Source organism: Streptomyces sp. NBC_01233 (assembly GCF_035989305.1).
Lineage (GTDB): Bacteria > Actinomycetota > Actinomycetes > Streptomycetales > Streptomycetaceae > Streptomyces.
The window spans coordinates 6,935,114-6,953,395 of sequence record NZ_CP108514.1 but is presented as its reverse complement, the minus strand read 5'-3'; the positions used below and the strand labels follow the sequence as shown (position 1 = coordinate 6,953,395).

18 protein-coding genes are annotated in these 18,282 nt (G+C 68.3%); 2 read left to right on the top strand and 16 right to left on the bottom strand.

Annotation, left to right across the window (positions count from 1 at the left end; translation table 11 throughout):
* Positions 1-285: 285 nt before the first annotated feature.
* The 12 genes from OG332_RS33060 to OG332_RS33005 all read right to left on the bottom strand — a co-directional run bounded on the left by OG332_RS33060 (position 286) and on the right by OG332_RS33005 (position 11,801).
* The gene (locus tag OG332_RS33060) at positions 286-636 is read right to left on the bottom strand and encodes a hypothetical protein (protein WP_327412678.1); all 351 of its coding nucleotides are present in this window, start codon (positions 634-636) and stop codon (positions 286-288) included.
* Positions 629-1,096: a YbaB/EbfC family nucleoid-associated protein gene (locus OG332_RS33055; RefSeq protein WP_327416868.1), complete on the bottom strand. Its 468-nt coding sequence runs from the start codon at positions 1,094-1,096 to the stop codon at positions 629-631. The genes OG332_RS33060 and OG332_RS33055 overlap by 8 nt, the downstream gene beginning before the upstream one ends.
* Before the next feature lie 29 nt (positions 1,097-1,125).
* A complete protein-coding gene (locus tag OG332_RS33050) occupies positions 1,126-2,868 on the bottom strand; it encodes a hypothetical protein (RefSeq protein WP_327416867.1) in 1,743 nt (580 codons plus the stop codon).
* Entirely contained in the window at positions 2,861-3,631 is a 771-nt protein-coding gene (locus tag OG332_RS33045) for an AAWKG family protein (protein WP_327416866.1), read from the bottom strand. The genes OG332_RS33050 and OG332_RS33045 overlap by 8 nt, the downstream gene beginning before the upstream one ends.
* A gap of 20 nt (positions 3,632-3,651) precedes the next feature.
* The gene (locus tag OG332_RS33040; protein WP_327412681.1) at positions 3,652-4,107 is read right to left on the bottom strand and encodes a type VII secretion system-associated protein; all 456 of its coding nucleotides are present in this window, start codon (positions 4,105-4,107) and stop codon (positions 3,652-3,654) included.
* Positions 4,108-4,196: 89 nt separating this feature from the next.
* Positions 4,197-4,517 carry a WXG100 family type VII secretion target gene (locus OG332_RS33035; RefSeq protein ID WP_327412682.1) on the bottom strand — a complete coding sequence of 107 codons (321 nt, stop codon included), beginning with the start codon at positions 4,515-4,517 and terminating at the stop codon, positions 4,197-4,199.
* A gap of 112 nt (positions 4,518-4,629) precedes the next feature.
* Complete coding sequence (locus OG332_RS33030) at positions 4,630-4,974, bottom strand: hypothetical protein (protein ID WP_327419134.1); 345 nt, start codon at positions 4,972-4,974, stop codon at positions 4,630-4,632.
* A gap of 316 nt (positions 4,975-5,290) precedes the next feature.
* Entirely contained in the window at positions 5,291-5,719 is a 429-nt protein-coding gene (locus tag OG332_RS33025; protein ID WP_442816249.1) for a hypothetical protein, read from the bottom strand.
* A gap of 134 nt (positions 5,720-5,853) precedes the next feature.
* Positions 5,854-6,609 (bottom strand): transposase family protein, encoded by a 756-nt coding sequence (locus OG332_RS33020; RefSeq protein WP_327419458.1) that lies wholly within the window; start codon positions 6,607-6,609, stop codon positions 5,854-5,856.
* Positions 6,610-7,452: 843 nt separating this feature from the next.
* Positions 7,453-7,833, bottom strand: coding sequence for a hypothetical protein (locus OG332_RS33015; protein WP_327416865.1), 381 nt, complete (start codon positions 7,831-7,833; stop codon positions 7,453-7,455).
* Positions 7,834-8,313: 480 nt separating this feature from the next.
* Complete coding sequence (locus tag OG332_RS33010; protein WP_327416864.1) at positions 8,314-9,651, bottom strand: class I SAM-dependent RNA methyltransferase; 1,338 nt, start codon at positions 9,649-9,651, stop codon at positions 8,314-8,316.
* 95 nt (positions 9,652-9,746) lie between these two features.
* Positions 9,747-11,801, bottom strand: coding sequence for an APC family permease (locus tag OG332_RS33005; RefSeq protein WP_327416863.1), 2,055 nt, complete (start codon positions 11,799-11,801; stop codon positions 9,747-9,749).
* A 220-nt stretch (positions 11,802-12,021) separates the two neighbouring features.
* On the opposite strand from OG332_RS33005, the gene OG332_RS33000 reads away from it, so the two are divergent.
* Together OG332_RS33000 and OG332_RS32995 are read left to right on the top strand one after the other, a co-directional pair.
* Complete coding sequence (locus OG332_RS33000; RefSeq protein WP_327416862.1) at positions 12,022-12,690, top strand: potassium channel family protein; 669 nt, start codon at positions 12,022-12,024, stop codon at positions 12,688-12,690.
* Positions 12,687-13,349, top strand: a complete 663-nt coding sequence (locus OG332_RS32995) for a potassium channel family protein (RefSeq protein WP_327416861.1) — start codon at positions 12,687-12,689, stop codon at positions 13,347-13,349. The genes OG332_RS33000 and OG332_RS32995 overlap by 4 nt, the downstream gene beginning before the upstream one ends.
* 368 nt (positions 13,350-13,717) lie before the next feature.
* Here the strand turns inward: OG332_RS32995 and OG332_RS32990 are convergent, their stop codons facing one another.
* The 4 genes from OG332_RS32990 to OG332_RS32975 are packed head-to-tail and all read right to left on the bottom strand — an operon-like array spanning position 13,718 to position 18,172.
* Entirely contained in the window at positions 13,718-14,443 is a 726-nt protein-coding gene (locus OG332_RS32990) for a DUF3159 domain-containing protein (protein WP_327416860.1), read from the bottom strand.
* A 3-nt stretch (positions 14,444-14,446) separates the two neighbouring features.
* Positions 14,447-14,866, bottom strand: coding sequence for an OB-fold nucleic acid binding domain-containing protein (locus tag OG332_RS32985; RefSeq protein ID WP_078892815.1), 420 nt, complete (start codon positions 14,864-14,866; stop codon positions 14,447-14,449).
* A 25-nt stretch (positions 14,867-14,891) separates the two neighbouring features.
* Positions 14,892-15,578 carry a response regulator gene (locus tag OG332_RS32980; RefSeq protein WP_327416859.1) on the bottom strand — a complete coding sequence of 229 codons (687 nt, stop codon included), beginning with the start codon at positions 15,576-15,578 and terminating at the stop codon, positions 14,892-14,894.
* Entirely contained in the window at positions 15,575-18,172 is a 2,598-nt protein-coding gene (locus tag OG332_RS32975; protein WP_327416858.1) for a sensor histidine kinase KdpD, read from the bottom strand. The genes OG332_RS32980 and OG332_RS32975 overlap by 4 nt, the downstream gene beginning before the upstream one ends.
* Between the last annotated feature and the right edge of the window lie 110 nt (positions 18,173-18,282).

Here is an 18,282-nt window from a genome sequence, read left to right as displayed (position 1 = left end):
CCCGTCAAGCTGATCAGCGAAATCCCGAAGATGATTCCGCCCACCATCATCGACAAACAAATTCAACGCGGCAATGAACTCCCGCGCCACCCGCGGCGGAAGAGAATTCCCCACCGTCGACACCGCACTCGTCAACGACGTCGACAACTCACGGAGGTCATCAGCCAGATCCTCATAAGGATACCGGCTCGCATAACCCAGGTCCTCATTGCCGGTCGCAACATTCGCACCGACCCAGACCTCAATAAACCCCCGGAGCTCGGGCGAGAAATCAATCACCGTATATTACCGCTTCGCGTCGTCTTCACTAGCCGTGCCTTGCGTGACAATGTCATCCAGCGCATCCACCTGCGGCTTCTGCACATGCTCGGCCTGCGCCGCTACAACCCCGATCAGAGCCGTAAGCCCCTCCGTGATCGACCGCAACGTCGTCAAGACCCTCTCCTGCTCCTCCACACACTGCTGCCCCACCACGTTGGCGAACTGGTCATCCCCGCCTTCCTGTCCCCACCACCCGTAGTACCGCTCAAGCGAGTCCTCGAACTGGACGGGAAGTCTCTTGCAGGACCTCACGGCGTCGGCGATGTGCCTGGACCCGGCGAAAACCTTTTCCATGTCAGCGGAATACTCAGCCATGGCGGGTGCTCCCTTCTTCTTCCTCGTCGTCGATCTCGTCACGCAGCCGGCTCATGGGCGACGGTGTCCGCTCACCGGCGGCCACGTCCTTCCGAAGCGGACCGAAGAGCTTCTCCCAGTCGACTCCGAGTCGTTCCTTCGCCGAACCCCCGGTGAGCTTCCTGGTGAGAGGTTCCAGCATGTCGATGACCTGGCGGGCCATGTCGGCGCGCGCATCGGCAGAGGCCTGGAGCACCGCGTCAGCCAGCTGTGAGGCGGCCATCTGCCTGTACTTGCCGTCCAGGAAGTCGATGCTCACCAGTTCGCCCTTGGAACCGACGGTCACCTGCACCGACCGGTCCGCCGACGTTCCCGTCCACGAGGTCTTCCGGAACACCGCCTCAGCCTTGGCGACGGCCTTCTCCGTGGCCTTGAGGTCGGCCATCGCCTTGGTGACGCGGTCTTCCATCGACTCACTCACGAGATTCCCTCTCCGGCCTGCTCTGCGTATCAGGTTTCATCGGCCCAGAGCCTGCGGCAGGCCGCCTTCGTCCGTACCCCAGACGTCTTCGTCCTCCGCGAGCCACGAAGTCCGTTCTCGGTCCCCGCTGCTTTGGTCTGTTGTCCCCCTCCGGGCGCTCCCCCACCCATCGGAGGCATGAAGGGAGTGGCGTTGCTGCTGGTCTGCGTTCCACGCGGGGCCACCCGGTGCTCCTCGTCTTCTGTCGTCGGAGCCGGGGACTGCCGTGTGGGGCGGCCGTTGCGATCGACGACGGTGCGCGTCCGCTCCCCGGCGCCTCCGTCGGCACCGCCACCGCCCATGCCGTGCATCATGGGCGGCATCATCCCGGGCGAACCGCCACCGCCGGCGGCGCCGTTCGCCCCCACGAGCGCGGGATCGCCGCCTCCACGGCCGAGTGCGCCCGCCAGGTCGCCCTGGTTGAAGAGGTTGTCGCTGAACTGGCCGGAGAAGGGGCTGCCCGCACCGCCGCGGGGCAGATCGGGCTGAGGCAGGTCGGCGATGCGCTGACGGATCAGATCTTCCATGTTCTTGTCGCCGGCCGCCACACGATCCTGGTCCGCCTGGATGTCACCCATGCGTTGGTCGAAAGCCGCCCTGGCATCCCGGCGCGCCTGCTCGGCCTCCTTGCGGGCGTCCTCCCGCTCCTGCTGGGCCTCGGCACGCTGCTCTTCGAACTTCCCCTTGGCATCGGCCTCGCGCCGGTCGGCGCCCTCGAGAGCGGCCCGCTCGGTGGCGTCGATCTCGGCGTTCCGCTCGTCGAACTCCCGCCGCGCGTCTTCCGCGCTGGTTCGACCGTCCTCGAGATCCCGGTCCAGCTGCTGTTGCGACTCGGCCCGAGCCGCATCCGCCTCTTGTCGGGCCTGCTCCCGCTCGGCCTCGGCTTCCGCCTTCTCCCGCTCGAACTCCTGCTTCGCCGCGGCTTCCTGCTGATCGGCCTGCTGCTCGGCGGCGTTGCGTTCGGTGAGGGCCTCGGCGTTGGCGCGGTCCAATTCGGCCCGGGCGGACTCCTGAGCCTGCTGGGCCTCCTCACGGTCCTGCTCGTTCTGCGCCCGGACCTCCTCCCGCTCCTTCCTGGCCTCTTCCTTGGCGGCCTCCTGCTCCTTCTTGGCCTCCTTGCGGTCCTGCTCGTTCTGCGTCCGGACCTCTTCCCGCTCCTTCTTCGCGTCCTCCTTCTCCTTCTTCGCGTCCTCCTTCTCCTTCTTGGCTTCCGCCTCGTCCGCGAGAGCGGTGAGGGAACCCTTGGAGACGTCAGTCACCTTCTGCCCGAACGGATCGTCGGCCGCTCGCAGCGCTGAGTCGATGGCGACGATCACGTCCGCGGCCGCCGCACTCAACCAGCCCTGTACCGAGTTCTCCCAGCGACGGACGGCCTCGTCCCCGATCGCCTTCCACGTCGCCAACTCGTTCGGCGGACCATAGTCCTGGCCCTCGATGGTGATGGTGTTGCGGAAGCCTGCCCCCGCAACGATGCTGATGTCGCCCCGGGCACCGGAGCGAAAATCGACCTGGGTGTACTGGTTGTCGAACATGCTGAGCTGAGCGTCCATCAACATGTCGTAGAGCCAGCGGTGCGGCGAGCTCTCCGGCCTCCACGCTTCCCAGGCATTGATCAAGTTTACGGCTTCTCGCTGGATGATGAACTGTGCGTTCATCACCGCGCGGCCGGGCGCGGACCCGATCACCTCGCCCTCGATCGAAACGGTCGGGACGAATCCCTCGCCCTTACCCACCCTGTTCGGCGTAGCCCTCGTAGTTCTTGGCGAGCTTCTCCACGAGTTCCTTGAAGAGCTCCGCCCCCGTGCCGGCCCAGGCCTTGCTGCCTTCGCCGATGTCCTCGGATCTCCAGCGCTCGATCTCTTTGGCGCTGTCCTGGAAGAACTGCACCACCCGGTCGAACGACTTGGCCACTTCGGTGAAGGTCAGCAGGTCCACGAAGGCGTCATCGCCGACTGAGATGCCGCTGTCTTCGAAGCCCTGCGTGGTGTGCGGGTACAGCGCGAGCTTGTCCAGGGCTGCCCGGAAACCACGCACGTACTGCATCAAAGGCAAGGCATCCCAGGTGAGCGCCCCGCCCTCCTTGTTCCACATGCCCTTGTCCTTGAGCGCGCCGCTCGTCCTCTTCCCCCCGGCGACGACGTCGTCACCACTGGGCGGAGCCGAACCTGCCTTGCGCCCGATGAGTGTGATGAAGGCCTTGTAGTGCGAGAGGTATTCGTTTCCGGGCGCGGGATCTTCCGCGCCCCCGTCCTGGTCTCGGTAGTAGGGCAGGACGAAGTCCGAGTTGCTCCGGCCCCACCCGCCTGAACTCACCCATCCTGGAAGGTACTTCGAGCCACCGACCTTGTGCAGCCGGACGTGCATCAGGGGAATGCCGTCATTGCCCTTGAGGGTGTCGAACAACGTGGAACGTTCCGGCAGGATGTATCCGGTGAGCAGTTCGACCGCTCTCTTCCAGTTGTCATCGTTGTTCGTGACGGCAGGCACGTCGGCCATGGCGGGGCTCCAGCCTCTCCTCAGGCGTCCTTGGCGGGCATGTCAGAACTCACAGCGGTGTCCACATCCTCGAAGAGATCGAGGAAGGTCTCGGTCGAGATCTTTTGAAGGCTCTTCCCCTGCCTCTCCCGCATCCTCTGGATGGTCTCCCGAAGAGCGTCTTCCACTTCTTCCCACAGCAGATTTTGGTCGGTGAGTATTTTTACGATGCTCGCCGCCGTCTCCTGTATCGCTTTATTGAGATCCCCTCCACCGACCCCTTTCTCGCCGGCCATGAGCCCCAACGCAAGCGGCTTGGTGGCGACGAGGGTGGTGCTGGTGAGCATGGCATCGGCGATGAAACTGATGGCGCGCCCATTAGGGTCGTCCTTGAGAATCTTCTGCAAAGTGGCACGAAATTCATCGATGTTCTCGTGAATGAATCGCTTCAACCACTCGCTGTCGAGAACCGTCGGCGTTCGGCCTTTGTCGGCCACCGGACCTCCCTTCTCATGTGACGAGGTGTGTCAGCGCCGTCGATCTCGCCCGGCACGGCGTAGAACGACGGCGCATGGCTGTATATCGATCAGCGGCCTCCGATTCGAATGTCCCCCCACTTCTGGGCGAGATTGTTCTCGGTGAAGCGATAGTTCCCTGAGATGTCCGTGAGGAGCGCGGAGTGACTAGCGAGAAGAGCCTTGATGTTTTCGACAGCCTGGTCCCATTTCGCCTGGACCTCACTGTAGACCTCGCGGTCGTCACCTATCCAGGTGTTCCTGAGTTCCGCGAGTTCCATTTCCAGGTTGGCGATGATACTCATGATCGCTTGCGACTGGGAGACCATGTCGTCCGCGGCATTTTCAGCATGGTTGTAGTCGACGTAGATGTAGCCGTCGCTGAAGTCCATAGAAGCCTCGATTCGACTGCGAGGGGTCGGATTCCGAGCCATCACCTGTGGGCGGGGCGTGGTTCGGCAGTGCGGTGTGCGGGCGTGCGGTATTACGGGGCGGCTGCAGCGATCAGGAACTGTGGCCGGCACCCGGATTGAGCGTGTCGAAGACATTCGTCGCCTGCGAGTACGCAGAGTCGATGGACTCGTTCGCGGAACCCTGGGCCAGACCGTGCTCCGTGAGCGTGCTGTTGAGCTCGTCCACCATTCTGTCGAGATTGGTCAGGATCGTATCCACATGCCCGTCCCACTGATCCAGGAGCTTGCCGTACTGGCCGCCGTCGGCCCCTCCATATCCAGACGCGAGGTTTTGCCGCGTCCCCTGGACGTCCTGCTGACACTTCAGGACACCGGAGTAAGCCTGCTCCAGCGCCATGATCCCATTCCGTGTTGCGCCCTCTTCGGACTGCTGCATCGCCACCAGAGATCCCCCTTCGGAAGAATTCAACTCAGCGCCTCCGGGACCTACCACAGGGCGCGACGTGTGACGAGCCAAAAGATAGACCGACCCGCCCTGAGGGGCAATATTCCAGCCGTAATCAACTCCCGCCAACCGGTCAAGAGGAATGCTCGATCGAGCAATAACCAAAGGAGCCGCCGCTCAATCGAGCAAAAGCCGAGGCGAGATGGGGCGTTCTCGGGCATTTCCCCCCAGGGGCATGCCCCTGCGTCACGGAAGTTACGCTGAGTCATATCACTCCAGGGCATGACACTTTGGCCATGGGCGCCGATCAGCTACAACGCAGTGTTACTCTTGCCTCACCGAGGGAAAGGGAAGCGGACTCCGGCGTCAGGTCGGGCCCGGTGGGCAACATCGACAGCAATTGCGCGGGAAGCGTCCTTATCCTCGAACTCTCCAGCCCCAGCAGCCCTGCGGTCGCGGCTCCGATCGCCCTGATCCACCCGGCCGCACCGGGCAGGGCGAGAGCGACGAGTCCGAGCATCATGGTGGCGGCGGCAAGACCGTGCAGAAGACGCCTGCTGGCATCGGCGTTCCAGCCGTGCGACTGGTCCTGCATCGCCGTGGAGATGCCGTCGACCAGGTCGTCGAGGTGTACGTCCGGCAGCGCCTCGTCCCGGGCTCTGAGATAGAGGGCTTCGCCCTCGCGCAACGCGAGGGAGTCCAAGACACTCTCAGGATCGAGCGGTGCGCCGCCCAAGCGCTGGAGGATCCAACCTCCGTGGTCCAGGCCGGACTCCTCCAGGGCCTTCCTCCGTAGCTGATCACCGTGGGCAACAGGTCGGCTATGGGGACATCGGCGGGAACGGCCAGGTCAATGAGCCTTTTCCAAGCTCATGTTGAGGCGTGGTGGAGGACGAGGACTGTCTTCACGATGTCGGTGATCCGGTTGGTGCTGCAACGGAGCTTCCGCAGGAGGCGCCAGCCCTTCAGCATGGCCATGGCCTGCTCGCCGACGCAGCTGATCTTGGCGTGGCTGCTGTTGTGCCGTCGCTTCCAGCGCTTGAGCAGGCGGCCCCGGAAGGGGACCGGAATGTGCAGGCCGGCGCCTTGGTAGGCCTTGTCCGCCCAGCATTTCAGTCCCGCGGCGGCGAGCGCGTCGACGATGCCATGGCTTCGGGCGGCGGTGAGGTCGTGAGTGGCTCCGGGCAGGGCTGGTGACGCACAGAGCAGTCGGCCGAAGGGGTCGGTGAGGACCTGCACGTTCATGCCGTGCCGCTTGTGCTTGCCCGAGTAGTACGGGGTGTCGGCGGCGATCCGGTCGATCGGCAGCAGGGTGCCGTCCAGGATCACGAACGCCTTCGTCCGGGCCGTCTCCATCACCTCGGCCAGGGTCGGCGCGAGAGCGCCCAGGACTTCGATGGCCTCGCGTATGTACCGGTAGACGGTCGCGATGCCGATTCCGAAGCCGGCGGCGAGCTGGGCGTAGGTGTCGCCGCACCGCAGGTGGGCCAGGGTGAGGAGGGCCTGACGGCCGGCGGGCAGTCGTCGCCACCGGGTACCGATCTCCCGTTGCCGAACTGTGAGCTGCCCGGTCAGGTGCCGCAGGGTGCTGGTGGACAGATCGATCGACGACGGGTGAACAAGCACGCGAAGCTCCTGGCGGACACGGGTGATCTTGGTCGAGAACCCGTCTACCAGGAGCTTCGTCGTTCCGTACAGCCCAGCTCTCGCCTGATGCCAGTCCTGCGCCTGCTCACGCAGGACAGTGGCGAGCTGGGCCTGGATCGCCTGCTCCCGCGCCGAGTCCATCGCAGCCTGCCACCGGACCTTCCGGTCCTCCTCGGCCCGCTTCTCGTCGATCCGGCGTTGGGCGTCCTCTCGCGAGCGGACTTCCACCTCGCGCAGGACCGCGCCGAGGACGTCCTCCAGCTTCCACCGTTTCCGGTCGGCCCACTTGCCCTGGCGGCCCGATCGGCTGTACGGGAGCTCGATCATCAGACTGTGCGCCCGCTCCGGGTCCTCGGACTGGGGAAACTCCTGCTTGATGGTCACCGTGTACGTGAAGTCGCCGACGGCCAGGTCCAGCTCGCCCTCGCGCCGGGAGGGACGAGATGGGACGTACGTGCCGCCGAACGCATAGGCCCGGCTGCGGTAGTTCCCATCCATCGGGTGCTCCCGTACCGTGTGGCCCCGTTTCACCGCCTCCGCACACAGGCCCTGGAGCAGACGCAGAGCCCTGCTCCGAAGAGTCGCGGACACGGCGAGGCGGCACTGGTCTCCCTTGAGAGCAGCCACCACTGGTTGAAGGGAGCGCAGTTGGGCGGAGACAGGGATCGGCGGCGCGCTCTCCGGCCTCTCGCTCTTCGCGTTGTGATGCGGCCCGTCTTCGAGGGAGATCCGAAGGTCGCGGTTCCACAGGCGGAGCTTCTCGATGCGCTTCCCCGCCGACGTGAGATTGTGCCGCTTCGCGTAGTCGATGGCCCGCCGGTATTAGGCTTCCGTCGCCTCGTCCGGCCCTGGAACGACCACCCGCCGCTCAGCCACGAGCCGTTCGATCAGCTCCGCCGTGGCGCGCCGCGCCCCAACCAAAGCCCGCTCCGAGTACGCCACAGGCGCCTTCTCGGCTCCCTCCTGGGGCGCGGCGGCGTACCGCGGATCCTCCGGATGGTGACCGTGCTCCAGATAGAACTTCCCGGCCTCGGTGACCTCGGCCCGCACCGCCCCGTCACGGCGTACGACGACCAGCGGCCCTCGGTCGCGCAGCGCATGCGCGGAAAGTCGTTCAGCCGACGCCGAGCCCAGCTCCCCGCCGGCATCCAGCCTCCGCAGGAGTTCGCGTCGGCGGCCGTTCAACGGGGACCAGCGGTGCATGCGCCACCTCACGCTCGCAGCCGGCAGTTGCCTCCGCTCTACCGGACATGGGCCGGCATCGGGCCGAAAGCCGGCGAATTGATCCCGACTCGACCGCCGTCGGCTAGATGTCCTGTCCGCGGAGGTTGGGGACGGCGGCCAGGACGGCAACCGCCAGGCTGAGGGTCTGGCCCATGCCGCCGAAGCGAGCAGCGGGGACCCAGAGTCGCTACAGAGCGTGACCGGCAGGAGCTCTTGCACATCGCACCGTCAGAGGCCGACATTCGGCACCACGGTAGGCAGAAAGCCGTCTTCCCGACCAGGCGCACAGCCCGGCCGAGACGACGGCTCCCGCTACTGACGCGACGTCAGCCAATGCTGACAGCTCGTCAGTAAACGTCTCCCGCGAGCGTCAAATGAGCGTCACGAGCGTCATTTCAGCGTCAGGGTATCGCCCGTAACGCCCATAGTGCACATAATGCGCACCCACAAACGTGCAGGTCAGGAGCTCTTCGCAACCTGTTCAAGGATCGCCACGCACTCCACGTGGTGCGTCATCGGGAAGAGGTCGAAGACGCGGAGGGTGCGGACCTTGTAGCCGTTCTCCTTGAAGTAGCCCAGGTCGCGGGCCAGGGCCGCCGGGTCGCAGGCCACGTAGGCGATGCGGCGGGCCGAGAGGCCCGCGATGTGGCGGACCGTGCCCTTGCCGGCGCCCGCGCGGGGCGGGTCCAGGACGACCAGGTCGCACTCCGTGATACCGGTCTTCGGGAGGATCTGGTCGACCTTGCCCTGCTCGATGCGGACCCGCGGGAAGTCCGCCAGGTTGTGCCGGGCGTCCTCGACCGCGCGCTTCGTCGACTCGATGCCGAGCACCGCGCCGGTCTCGCCCAGGCGTTCCGCGAGGGCGCCCGCGAAGATGCCGACGCCGCAGTACAGGTCGAGGGCCATCTCGCCCTTGCGCGGCATCAGGCCCTGCATGACGGCCTTGATCAGGGTGTCGGCGGCCTGCGGGTGGACCTGCCAGAAGCCGCCCATGCCCACGCGGTACGTACGGCCGTCCGCGCGCTCCCGTACGAAGGGGCGGCCGTGGACGCGGTGCACTCCGCCGTCCTTCTCCTCGACCCGGAGGACCGAGACCGGCTTGTCCAGCTCGACGAGGGGGAGGCGGCCGCCGGGGCGGGGGGTGAGGACGACCTGGCGGTCCTGAGAGCCGGTCGCGGCGATCGCCTCGACCGTGGCCATCTGGGGCCAGTCCTGCTGCTCGATGCCCAGTTCGGTGACGCCCGGGGCCGCGATCATGCACTGGTCGATCAGCTCGATGTCGTGCGAGCGGTGCTTGCGCAGGCCTACGCGGCCGTCCTCGTCGATCGCGAACTGCACGCGGGTGCGCCACTGCGGCACCTGACCGGCCGGGAGCTTGTCGCCCTCGGCGGGCATCACGGTGCCGTCCCAGCCGGCTTCCTCCGGGGTGAGCCCGGCAAGCCGCTTCAGCTGCTCGGCGACGACCTCGCCCTTGAGCCGGCGCTGTGCGCCCGGCTTGGCGTGCTGCCAGTCGCAGCCGCCGCACTTGCCGGGGCCGGCGTAAGGGCAGGGGGCCTCGACGCGGTCCTTGGAGGCGTCGAGCACGGTGACGGCGTCGGCGCGCAGGTAGCGCGAGTCCTCGTCGCCCTCCGTCACACGGGCGATGACCTTCTCGCCGGGCAGGGTGTGGCGCACGAACAGGACGCGGCCGTCCGAGGTCCGGGCGATGCAGTGCCCGCCGTGCGCGACGGGGCCGACCTCGACCTCGTACTCCTCCCCGACCAGTGACTGCTTCTCGTTCTGCTCGGCGCTCGTCATGGTGGGGAGACTCCAAGAAAGTGGCTCAAAAGGTAACGGCCGGACGACCGACCCACCAGTTTACGTGGATCTCGTCCGGCCGTTCACCAACCCGGTCAGCCCTTCGAGGCGGGCTCCTTCGGGGGCCGCGGGGTGTCGACCGGGCCGCGGCGCACGGCGCCCGGGGCGTTCCAGTCCTGGCGCTTCTTCGCCCGCTTCTTGGCGAGCTCCGAGGACTCCAGCTGGTAGGGCACCGAGGTGACCATCACACCGGGTGTGAAGAGCAGCCGGCCCTTGAGGCGCAGCGCGCTCTGGTTGTGCAGCAGGTGCTCGTACCAGCGTCCGACGACGTACTCCGGGATGTAGACGCTGACGGCGTCGCGCGGGTTCTCGCTGCGCAGGCCCTTCACGTACTCGACCACCGGGCGGGTGATCTCGCGGTACGGCGAGTCGAGGATCTTGAGCGGGACGTTGATCCCGCGCCGGTCCCACTCGTCGCGCAGCGCCTTGGTCTCGGCCGGGTCGACGCTGATGCTGAGCGCTTCCAGGGTGTCCGAGCGGGTCAGCTTGGCGAAGGCGAGGGCGCGCAGCGTGGGCTTGTGGACCTTGGAGACCAGGACGATCGAGTGGACCCGGGAGGGCCGCACGCTGTCGTCGCTCGGGCCCTCGGCGGCGGCGATCTCGGCGGAGACGCGGTCGTAGTGCTTCCGGATCGCGCTCATCGTGCCGTAGAAGATCAGCATGCCGAGCAGGGCGACCCACGCACCGTGGGTGAACTTCGTGGCGAGGACGATGACCAGCACCATGCCGGTGAAGAAGGCGCCGAAGGCGTTGATCGCCCGGGAGCGGTGCATCCGGCGGCGTGCGGACTGGTCGCGCTCCGACTTCAGGTGGCGGTTCCAGTGCCGGACCATGCCGATCTGGCTCAGCGTGAAGGAGACGAACACGCCGACGATGTAGAGCTGGATCAGCTTGGTCGAGTCCGCGTCGTAGACCCAGACGAGCAGGATGGCCGCGCCGGCGAGGAGCACGATGCCGTTGGAGAAGGCGAGCCGGTCGCCCCGGGTGTGCAGCTGGCGCGGCAGGTAGCGGTCCTGCGCGAGGATCGAGCCGAGCAGCGGGAAGCCGTTGTACGCGGTGTTCGCCGCCAGGAAGAGCACCAGCGCGGTGGCCGCGGCCAGCAGGACGAAGAGGAAGCTGCCGTCGCCGAAGACGGCCTCGGCCACCTGCGAGATCACCGGGTTCTGGATGTACTCGGGGCCGACCGGGACGCCGTTCGCCAGCAGGTCCTCGGAGGGGTTCTCGGCCATCCTCACGTCGCTGGCCATGGCCAGGCCGATGATCCCGCAGAACATGGTGACCGCCAGGCCGCCCATGTAGGCGAGGGTGGCCGCGGCGTTCTTGCTCTTGGGCTTGCGGAAGGCGGGTACGCCGTTGCTGATGGCCTCGACGCCCGTCAGGGCCGCGCAGCCGGAGGAGAAGGCCCTGAGCAGCAGGAAGACCATCGCGAAGCCGGCCAGCCCCTGTTGCTCGGGTTTGATCTCGAGGTCGGCGGTCGGCGCCGTCAGGGTCTCGCCGAGGACGATGCCCTTCCAGGCGCCCCAGCCGATCATGACGAAGACGGCGGCGACGAACACATAGGTCGGGATCGCGAAGAGCTTGCCGGACTCCCTCACGCCGCGCAGGTTCATCAGCGTGAGCAGAAGGATCATGACGGTCGCCGAGAGCACCTTGTGCTCGATGACGAAGTGCACGGCGGAGCCGAGGTTCTCGACCCCGGAGGAGATCGACACGGCGACGGTCAGGACGTAGTCGACGAGCAGGGCGCTCGCGACGGTCAGACCGGCCCTGGGTCCGAGGTTCGTGTTCGCCACCTCGTAGTCGCCGCCACCGCTCGGGTAGGCGTGGACGTTCTGGCGGTAGGAGGCCACGACGGTGAACATCAGCACGACGACCGCGAGTGCGATCCAGGGGCTGTACTGGTACGCCGACACGCCCGCGATCGACAGGACCAGCAGGACCTCGCCAGGGGCATATGCCACTGAGGAGAGCGGGTCGGAGGCGAAGACGGGAAGGGCGATCCGCTTGGGCAGGAGGGTTTCTCCGAGGCGGTCGCTGCGTAGCGCCCGGCCGATCAGGATCCGTTTGGGCACGTCGGTCAGTTTGGACACGCAGAGGATCGTAAGCGTTCGAAATCAGCCTGACGAACCCCCCACCCCCTGATACCGCAATCCCGCCGCAATTCCTCCCCGGCGGCACCACTACTGCGACGCAAGAGGCCCCACTGGTGACCGCCCGTGTGTAGCTTGGGCCATGGTCTGAGACCCTGTTAAACCAGAGCATGCAATGAGGCTGGGTACCAGCGAGTCGCTGACAGCCGGAAGGACGGCCGTGCACATCGTCATTATGGGCTGCGGAAGAGTGGGCTCCGCCCTCGCGCAAACCCTGGAACAGCAGGGGCATACGGTCGCCGTCGTCGACCAGGACCCCACCGCATTCCGCCGGCTCGGCGCCGGATTCGGCGGCCGCCGCGTCACCGGGGTCGGCTTCGACCAGGACACCCTGAGGGAGGCGGGCATCGAAGACGCGGGCGCCTTCGCCGCCGTCAGCAGTGGTGACAATTCCAACATCATCGCCGCCCGCGTGGCCCGGGAGACGTTCGGCGTCGAAAACGTCGCCGCCCGCATCTACGACCCCAAACGCGCCGAGGTCTACCAGCGTCTCGGTATTCCCACCGTCGCCACCGTGCGGTGGACCGCCGACCAAATGCTGCGCCGGCTGCTGCCGTCGGGCGCCGAGCCGCTGTGGCGCGACCCGAGCGGCGGTGTCCAGCTCGCCGAGGTGCACACCTCTGCCGCCTGGATCGGGCACAAGGTCAGCAAGCTCCAGGAGGAGACCGGCGTCCGCGTCGCCTTCCTCACCCGCTTGGGCGAGGCCATGCTGCCCACGTCGGCGACCGTCCTCCAAGAGGGCGACCTCGTCCACGTGATGATGCGTACCGACGAGATCGACAAGGTCGAGGCGGCGTTCGCCGAAGGGCCTGAGGAGGCACACGCATGAGGGTCGCGATCGCCGGGGCAGGCGCGGTGGGCCGCTCCATCGCGGGCGAACTGCTGGAGAACGGCCACGAGGTGCTCCTGGTCGACAAGGCGCCGACCGCCATCTCGGTGGAGCGGGTGCCGCAGGCCGAGTGGCTGCTGGCCGACGCCTGCGAGATCACCTCGCTGGACGAGGCGGCGCTCCAGCGCTGCAACGTGGTCATCGCGGCGACCGGTGACGACAAGGTCAACCTCGTCGTCTCGCTGCTCGCCAAGACCGAGTACGGGGTGCCGCGCGTGGTGGCCCGTGTGAACAACCCGAAGAACGAATGGCTCTTCAACGAGTCCTGGGGCGTCGACGTCGCGGTCTCCACGCCGCGTCTGATGTCGGCCCTGGTCGAGGAGGCCGTCAGCGTCGGCGACCTGGTGCGGCTGCTGCGCTTCAGCCACGGCGACGCCAACCTCGTCGAACTGACCCTGCCGGCCGACTCCTCGGTCGCGGGCACCCAGATCAGCGAGATCACCTGGCCCGAGGACACCTCGCTGGTCACGATCATCCGCGGCAACCGGGTCCTCACCCCGCACGCGGAGGAGACGCTGGAGCCCGGCGACGAACTGCTCTTCGTGGCCGCCCAGGCCCGCGAGGAACAACTGGAGGACCTCCTCCAGGCCCGCGGCTAGCCCTTGGCCCTGCGGGCACGCTCGACGACGAAGGGGGCGCGCCCTGCGGGGCGCGCCCCCTTCGGGCTTTCCGCCCCCGGGCCGTCTCGGGTGCGACGGCGCGGGTGCAGGGTCCCCTGCCCCTGCACGGCGGCGCCGGGCACCCGGCCCGGCACGGACGCGCGCTCCCGGGCCCGTCACGGGCCGTGGACGGGTCCGGCGGCGCGTGACAGGCCGCCGGCTCTCCGGGCCCACCCGTGCGCCCGCAGACGCGCTCCCACCGCCGGGATCGCGTACGCAGCGCCGCCCGGCGCGCAGGGGCCCGGCGGCACGAAGGGGCGGGACCGGCCACCTGGGCCGGTCCCGCCCCTTTCGCCGGCTGTGGGCCGTCAGGCCTTCGGCCCCTTGGCGGCGGCCTCCTCGGCCTCCTTCGCCTCCCACTCCGCGATCACGTCGATCGGCGGCGGCGCCTTCGCCAGGAAGACCCAGGTGAAGTACACGGCGAGCACCATCGGCGGCAGCTTCAGCGCGATCAGCACCCAGCCCAGCTGCGTCGCGTCACCCCACCAGTACAGCGGGAAGAGGATCGCGTACTTGGCGAGGAAGATCAGGCCCCAGGCCAGGCTGGCCTTCGTGTACGCCTTCTTGCGCCCCGGGTTGCGCGTGCGCCAGGACAGGTTCTCCTTGAACACCGGGCCCAGGATCACGCCCAGCAGCGGGAAGCCCACGAGCGCGGAGAGGGTGAAGGCGACCCCGAGTCCGGCGCCGTAGATCATGCCCGGCAGGTAGAAGCCCTTCGGGCTGCCCGTGAACAGGGCGAAGGCCACGCCCACGCCCACGCCGAAGACCCCGCTGAAGGCGTGCTTCACCGTGTCTTTGCGCAGCAGCCGGACGATCACCAGGAGCACCGCGACGGCGCCCGCGGCGAAGGCGGACCACTTCAGGTCCTTGTTGATCGTGTAGATCATGACGAAGAGCAGTCCGGGGAGCATCGTCTCCACGGTGCCCCGGATGCCTCCGAAGGCGTCGAACAGCGCCGCCTGCGTCACCGCGCTCTGGTCCTCGGACGGCGTGGCGGCGGGTTCCGGGGGGGTCGGTTTGTCGAATGACGTCACCGGTCAGTGCTCCTGTCCGAGCGGTCGGAGTTCGTACTTCGGGTTGAAGAGCACCCGACGGCCATGACTCATCGAGATGCGCCCGGAGGCGATCATGCGTCGCCCCGGCTCGATTCCCACGATCGAGCGACGCCCGAGCCAGACCACGTCCAGGGCGGCGGAGCCGTCGAACAGCTCCGCTTCCAGTGCGGGGACGCCCGCCCGCGGCCGCAGGGTGACGGTGCGCAGGGTTCCGGTCACCTTGACTATCTGGCGGTCGTGGCAGTCGCAGATCCGTGTGCACCCCGCGGCTTCTGCGTCCTCCTGCAGCTCCGCCGAATGCAGCTCCTCCTGCGAGGTGGACAGCCGCTCTATCATCCGGCGGAACCGGCCCGCCGGCCTGGCCGGCTTCGCGAGCTTCTCGGGACGCGGTTCAGCACTCATACAAGGAAGCCTACCGGCGTGCCCACTACCTCTCGAAGCGGTATCCCATGCCCGGTTCGGTGATGAAGTGCCGGGGGTGCGAGGGGTCCGCCTCCAGCTTGCGCCGCAGTTGGGCCATGTAGACCCGCAGATAGTTGGTCTCGGTGCCGTACGAGGGCCCCCAGACCTCCTGGAGCAGTTGCCTCTGGCTGACGAGCTTGCCGCGGTTGCGGACCAGGACCTCCAGCAGGTGCCACTCGGTCGGCGTCAGCCGTACGTCGCGCCCCTCGCGTACCGCCTTCTTCGCGGCCAGGTCCACCGTGAAGCCCTCGGTCGCCACGATCACCTCGCCCTCGCCGGAGCCGGCCGGGGGTTCGGCACGCCGGACGGCGGCGCGCAGCCGGGCCAGCAGCTCGTCCATGCCGAAGGGCTTGGTGACGTAGTCGTCGGCCCCCGCGTCCAGCGCCTCGACCTTCTCGTCGGAGCTGTGCCGGGCGGAGAGGACCAGGATCGGCACCCGGGTCCAGCCGCGCAGCCCCTTGATCACCTCGACGCCGTCCATGTCGGGCAGCCCGAGGTCGAGGACGACCACGTCGGGGTGACGGGCCGCCGCGAGCTCCAGTGCGCTGGCACCGTCGGCGGCGGCGTCGACCTCGTACTTGCGTGCCTTCAGGTTGATCACAAGGGCTCGGACGATCTGCGGCTCGTCTTCCACCACGAGCACCCGGGTCATTGAGGTCCTGCCTTCTGTCGTGTCATCCGATCACTGCTGTGATCACGTTCCATGTGTTCCGGTGGTTCCGGCGGTCCTTCCGGCGGCGGGCCGGAGGGCACCGCGCGCAGGGTGAGCACCATGGTCAGCCCGCCGCCGGGGGTGTCCTCGGCTGCCAGGGTGCCGTCCATGGCCTCGGCGAACCCACGGGCGACCGCGAGCCCGAGGCCGACTCCGGCCCCCCGTGGGGCGTCACCGTACCGCTGGAAGGGGGCGAAGATCCGGTCCCTGGCCTCTTCGGGCACCCCCGGCCCGCGGTCGACGACCCGTACTTCGACGCGGTCGCCGAGGCAGCTGGCCGCCACCAGCACCGACTCCCCCGGCGGGCTGTACTTGACGGCGTTCTCCACGACGTTGGCCACGGACCGCTCCAGCAGCCCCGGGTCCACCGCCACCATCGGCAGCGTCTCGGGCACGTCCAGCAGCACGCTGTCCTCCGGTACGCCGCCCAGCGCCATCGGGACCACCTCGTCGAGGTAGATCTCCCGGATGAGCGGGGTGACGGTGCCGGTCTGCAGCCGGGACATGTCGAGCAGGTTGCCCACCAGGTGGTCGAGGCGGTCGGCGCCGTCCTCGATGCCTTCCAGGAGCTCGGCCCGGTCCTCCTCGGACCACTCCACGTCGTCGGAGCGCAAGGAGCTCACGGATGCCTTGATCGAGGCCAGCGGCGTACGGAGGTCATGGCTCACGGCGGCCAGCAGCGCGGTCCGGATCCGGTTGCCCTCGGCCAGCCGGCGGGCCTCCTCGGCCTGCCCGACCAGCCGCTGGCGGTCCAGGACCACCGCCGCCTGGGCCGCGAAGGCGCCCAGCACCCGGCGGTCCTCGGCGGGCAGGACCCGACCGGACAGGGCCAGCGCCATGTGGTCGCCGATGGGCATGTCCACATCGGCGTCCTCGGGCCGGTCGGCGGGGCTCGGGCCGACGCTGCCGGCCGGCTTCCAGGGCTCCACGTCGTTCGCCCGCTCCAGGAGGGCCACGGACTCCATGGCGAAGGTCTCGCGCACCCGCTCCAGCAGCGCGTCCAGCGTGGTCTCCCCGCGCAGCACGCTGCCGGCCAGGAAGGAGAGGATCTCGGACTCGGCGCGCAGCCGGGCCGCCTGGTGGGTGCGGCGCGCAGCGAGGTCCACCACGGACGCCACGGAGACGGCCACCCCGACGAAGACGGCGATGGCGACGATGTTCCGGGAGTCGGAGACGGCGAGCCGGTGCAGGGGCGGGGTGAAGTAGTAGTTCAGCAGGAGCGAGCCGACGGCGGCGGAGGCGAGGGCCGGCCAGAGGCCGCCGAGCAGCGCCGCCGCGACCGTCAGCGCCAGGAAGAGCAGCATGTCGTTGGCGAGCCCGGGATCCCACGCGACGTGCGTCAGCAGCAGGCACAGCAGCAGCGGGAAGACCACGCCCACCACCCAGCCGGCCAGGATCCGGGGCCGTCCGAGCCGGGCCGCCGAGCGGACCACGGGCAGGCCGCGCCCCTTGGCGGCCTCCTCGTGCGTGACGATGTGCACGTCGAGGTCGGGCCCCGAGTCGCGGGCCACGCTCGCGCCGACACCGGGGCCGAAGACGTACTGCCACGAGCGCCGGCGGCTGGAGCCGAGCACGATCTGGGTGGCGTTGACCCCGCGCGCGAATTCGAGCAGCGCGTCCGGGATGTTGTCGCCGATCACATGATGAAACGTTCCGCCCAGGTCCTCGACCAGCGTCCGCTGGACCGCGAGCTCCTTCGGCGACGCCGCGGTCAGCCCGTCGCTGCGGGCGATGTAGACGGCCAGGATCTCGCTGCCGGAGCCCTTGGCCGCCATCCGTGAGGCGCGCCGGATCAGCGTGCGCCCTTCCGGGCCGCCGGTCAGCCCGACGACGATCCGCTCCCGCGCCTGCCAGGTCGAGCGGATGTCGTGCTCGCCCCGGTACTGCTGGAGGTACTCGTCCGCCCGGTCGGCCACCCACAGCAGCGCGAGCTCGCGCAGGGCCGTGAGGTTGCCGGGCCGGAAGTAGTTGGACAGGGCCGCGTCGACCTTTTCGGGTTTGTATATGTTCCCGTGCGCCATCCGCCGGCGCAGCGACTGCGGGGACATGTCGACCAGCTCGATCTGGTCGGCCCGGCGGACCACCTCGTCGGGCACGGTCTCCCGCTGCCGCACCCCGGTGATCGACTCGACCACGTCCCCCAGGGACTCCAGGTGCTGGATGTTCACGGTGGACACGACGTCGATCCCGGCCCGCAGCAGCTCCTCGACGTCCTGCCAGCGCTTGGCGTTGCGCGAGCCGGGCACGTTGGTGTGCGCGAGCTCGTCCACGAGCGCGATGGCGGGCCTGCGGGCGAGGAGCGCGTCCACGTCCATCTCGGTGAAGGAGGCGCCGCGGTAGGTGAGGGCCCCCCGCTCCACCTGTTCGAGACCGTGCAGCATGACCTCCGTACGCGGCCGCCCGTGGTGCTCGACGAAGCCGACGACGAGATCGGCGCCCCGCTCCACCCTGCGGTGACCCTCGGAGAGCATCGCGTAGGTCTTGCCCACACCGGGTGCCGCGCCGAGATAGATCCTGAGCTTGCCGCGTCCCATGCGCCCATTCTCGGGGACGTCCGTGCCGTCCACGCACCGATCACCGCCCGGGCAGCGATCCCTGACGGATCCCTGACGCTCCGCGCGGATACCCTGCCGCGGCGGGCGGA

What these genes read in the sequence shown, in the direction of transcription:
- OG332_RS33010 (WP_327416864.1), bottom strand. Translation starts at nt 9,651, where the DNA reads ATGACGAGCGCCGAGCAGAACGAGAAGCAGTCACTGGTCGGGGAGGAG.
- OG332_RS32995 (WP_327416861.1), top strand. Translation starts at nt 12,687, where the DNA reads ATGAGGGTCGCGATCGCCGGGGCAGGCGCGGTGGGCCGCTCCATCGCG.
- OG332_RS33035 (WP_327412682.1), bottom strand. Translation starts at nt 4,517, where the DNA reads ATGGACTTCAGCGACGGCTACATCTACGTCGACTACAACCATGCTGAA.
- OG332_RS32975 (WP_327416858.1), bottom strand. Translation starts at nt 18,172, where the DNA reads ATGGGACGCGGCAAGCTCAGGATCTATCTCGGCGCGGCACCCGGTGTG.
- OG332_RS32985 (WP_078892815.1), bottom strand. Translation starts at nt 14,866, where the DNA reads ATGAGTGCTGAACCGCGTCCCGAGAAGCTCGCGAAGCCGGCCAGGCCG.
- OG332_RS33030 (WP_327419134.1), bottom strand. Translation starts at nt 4,974, where the DNA reads ATGCAGCAGTCCGAAGAGGGCGCAACACGGAATGGGATCATGGCGCTG.
- OG332_RS33015 (WP_327416865.1), bottom strand. Translation starts at nt 7,833, where the DNA reads ATGCACCGCTGGTCCCCGTTGAACGGCCGCCGACGCGAACTCCTGCGG.
- OG332_RS32980 (WP_327416859.1), bottom strand. Translation starts at nt 15,578, where the DNA reads ATGACCCGGGTGCTCGTGGTGGAAGACGAGCCGCAGATCGTCCGAGCC.
- OG332_RS33060 (WP_327412678.1), bottom strand. Translation starts at nt 636, where the DNA reads ATGGCTGAGTATTCCGCTGACATGGAAAAGGTTTTCGCCGGGTCCAGG.
- OG332_RS33045 (WP_327416866.1), bottom strand. Translation starts at nt 3,631, where the DNA reads ATGGCCGACGTGCCTGCCGTCACGAACAACGATGACAACTGGAAGAGA.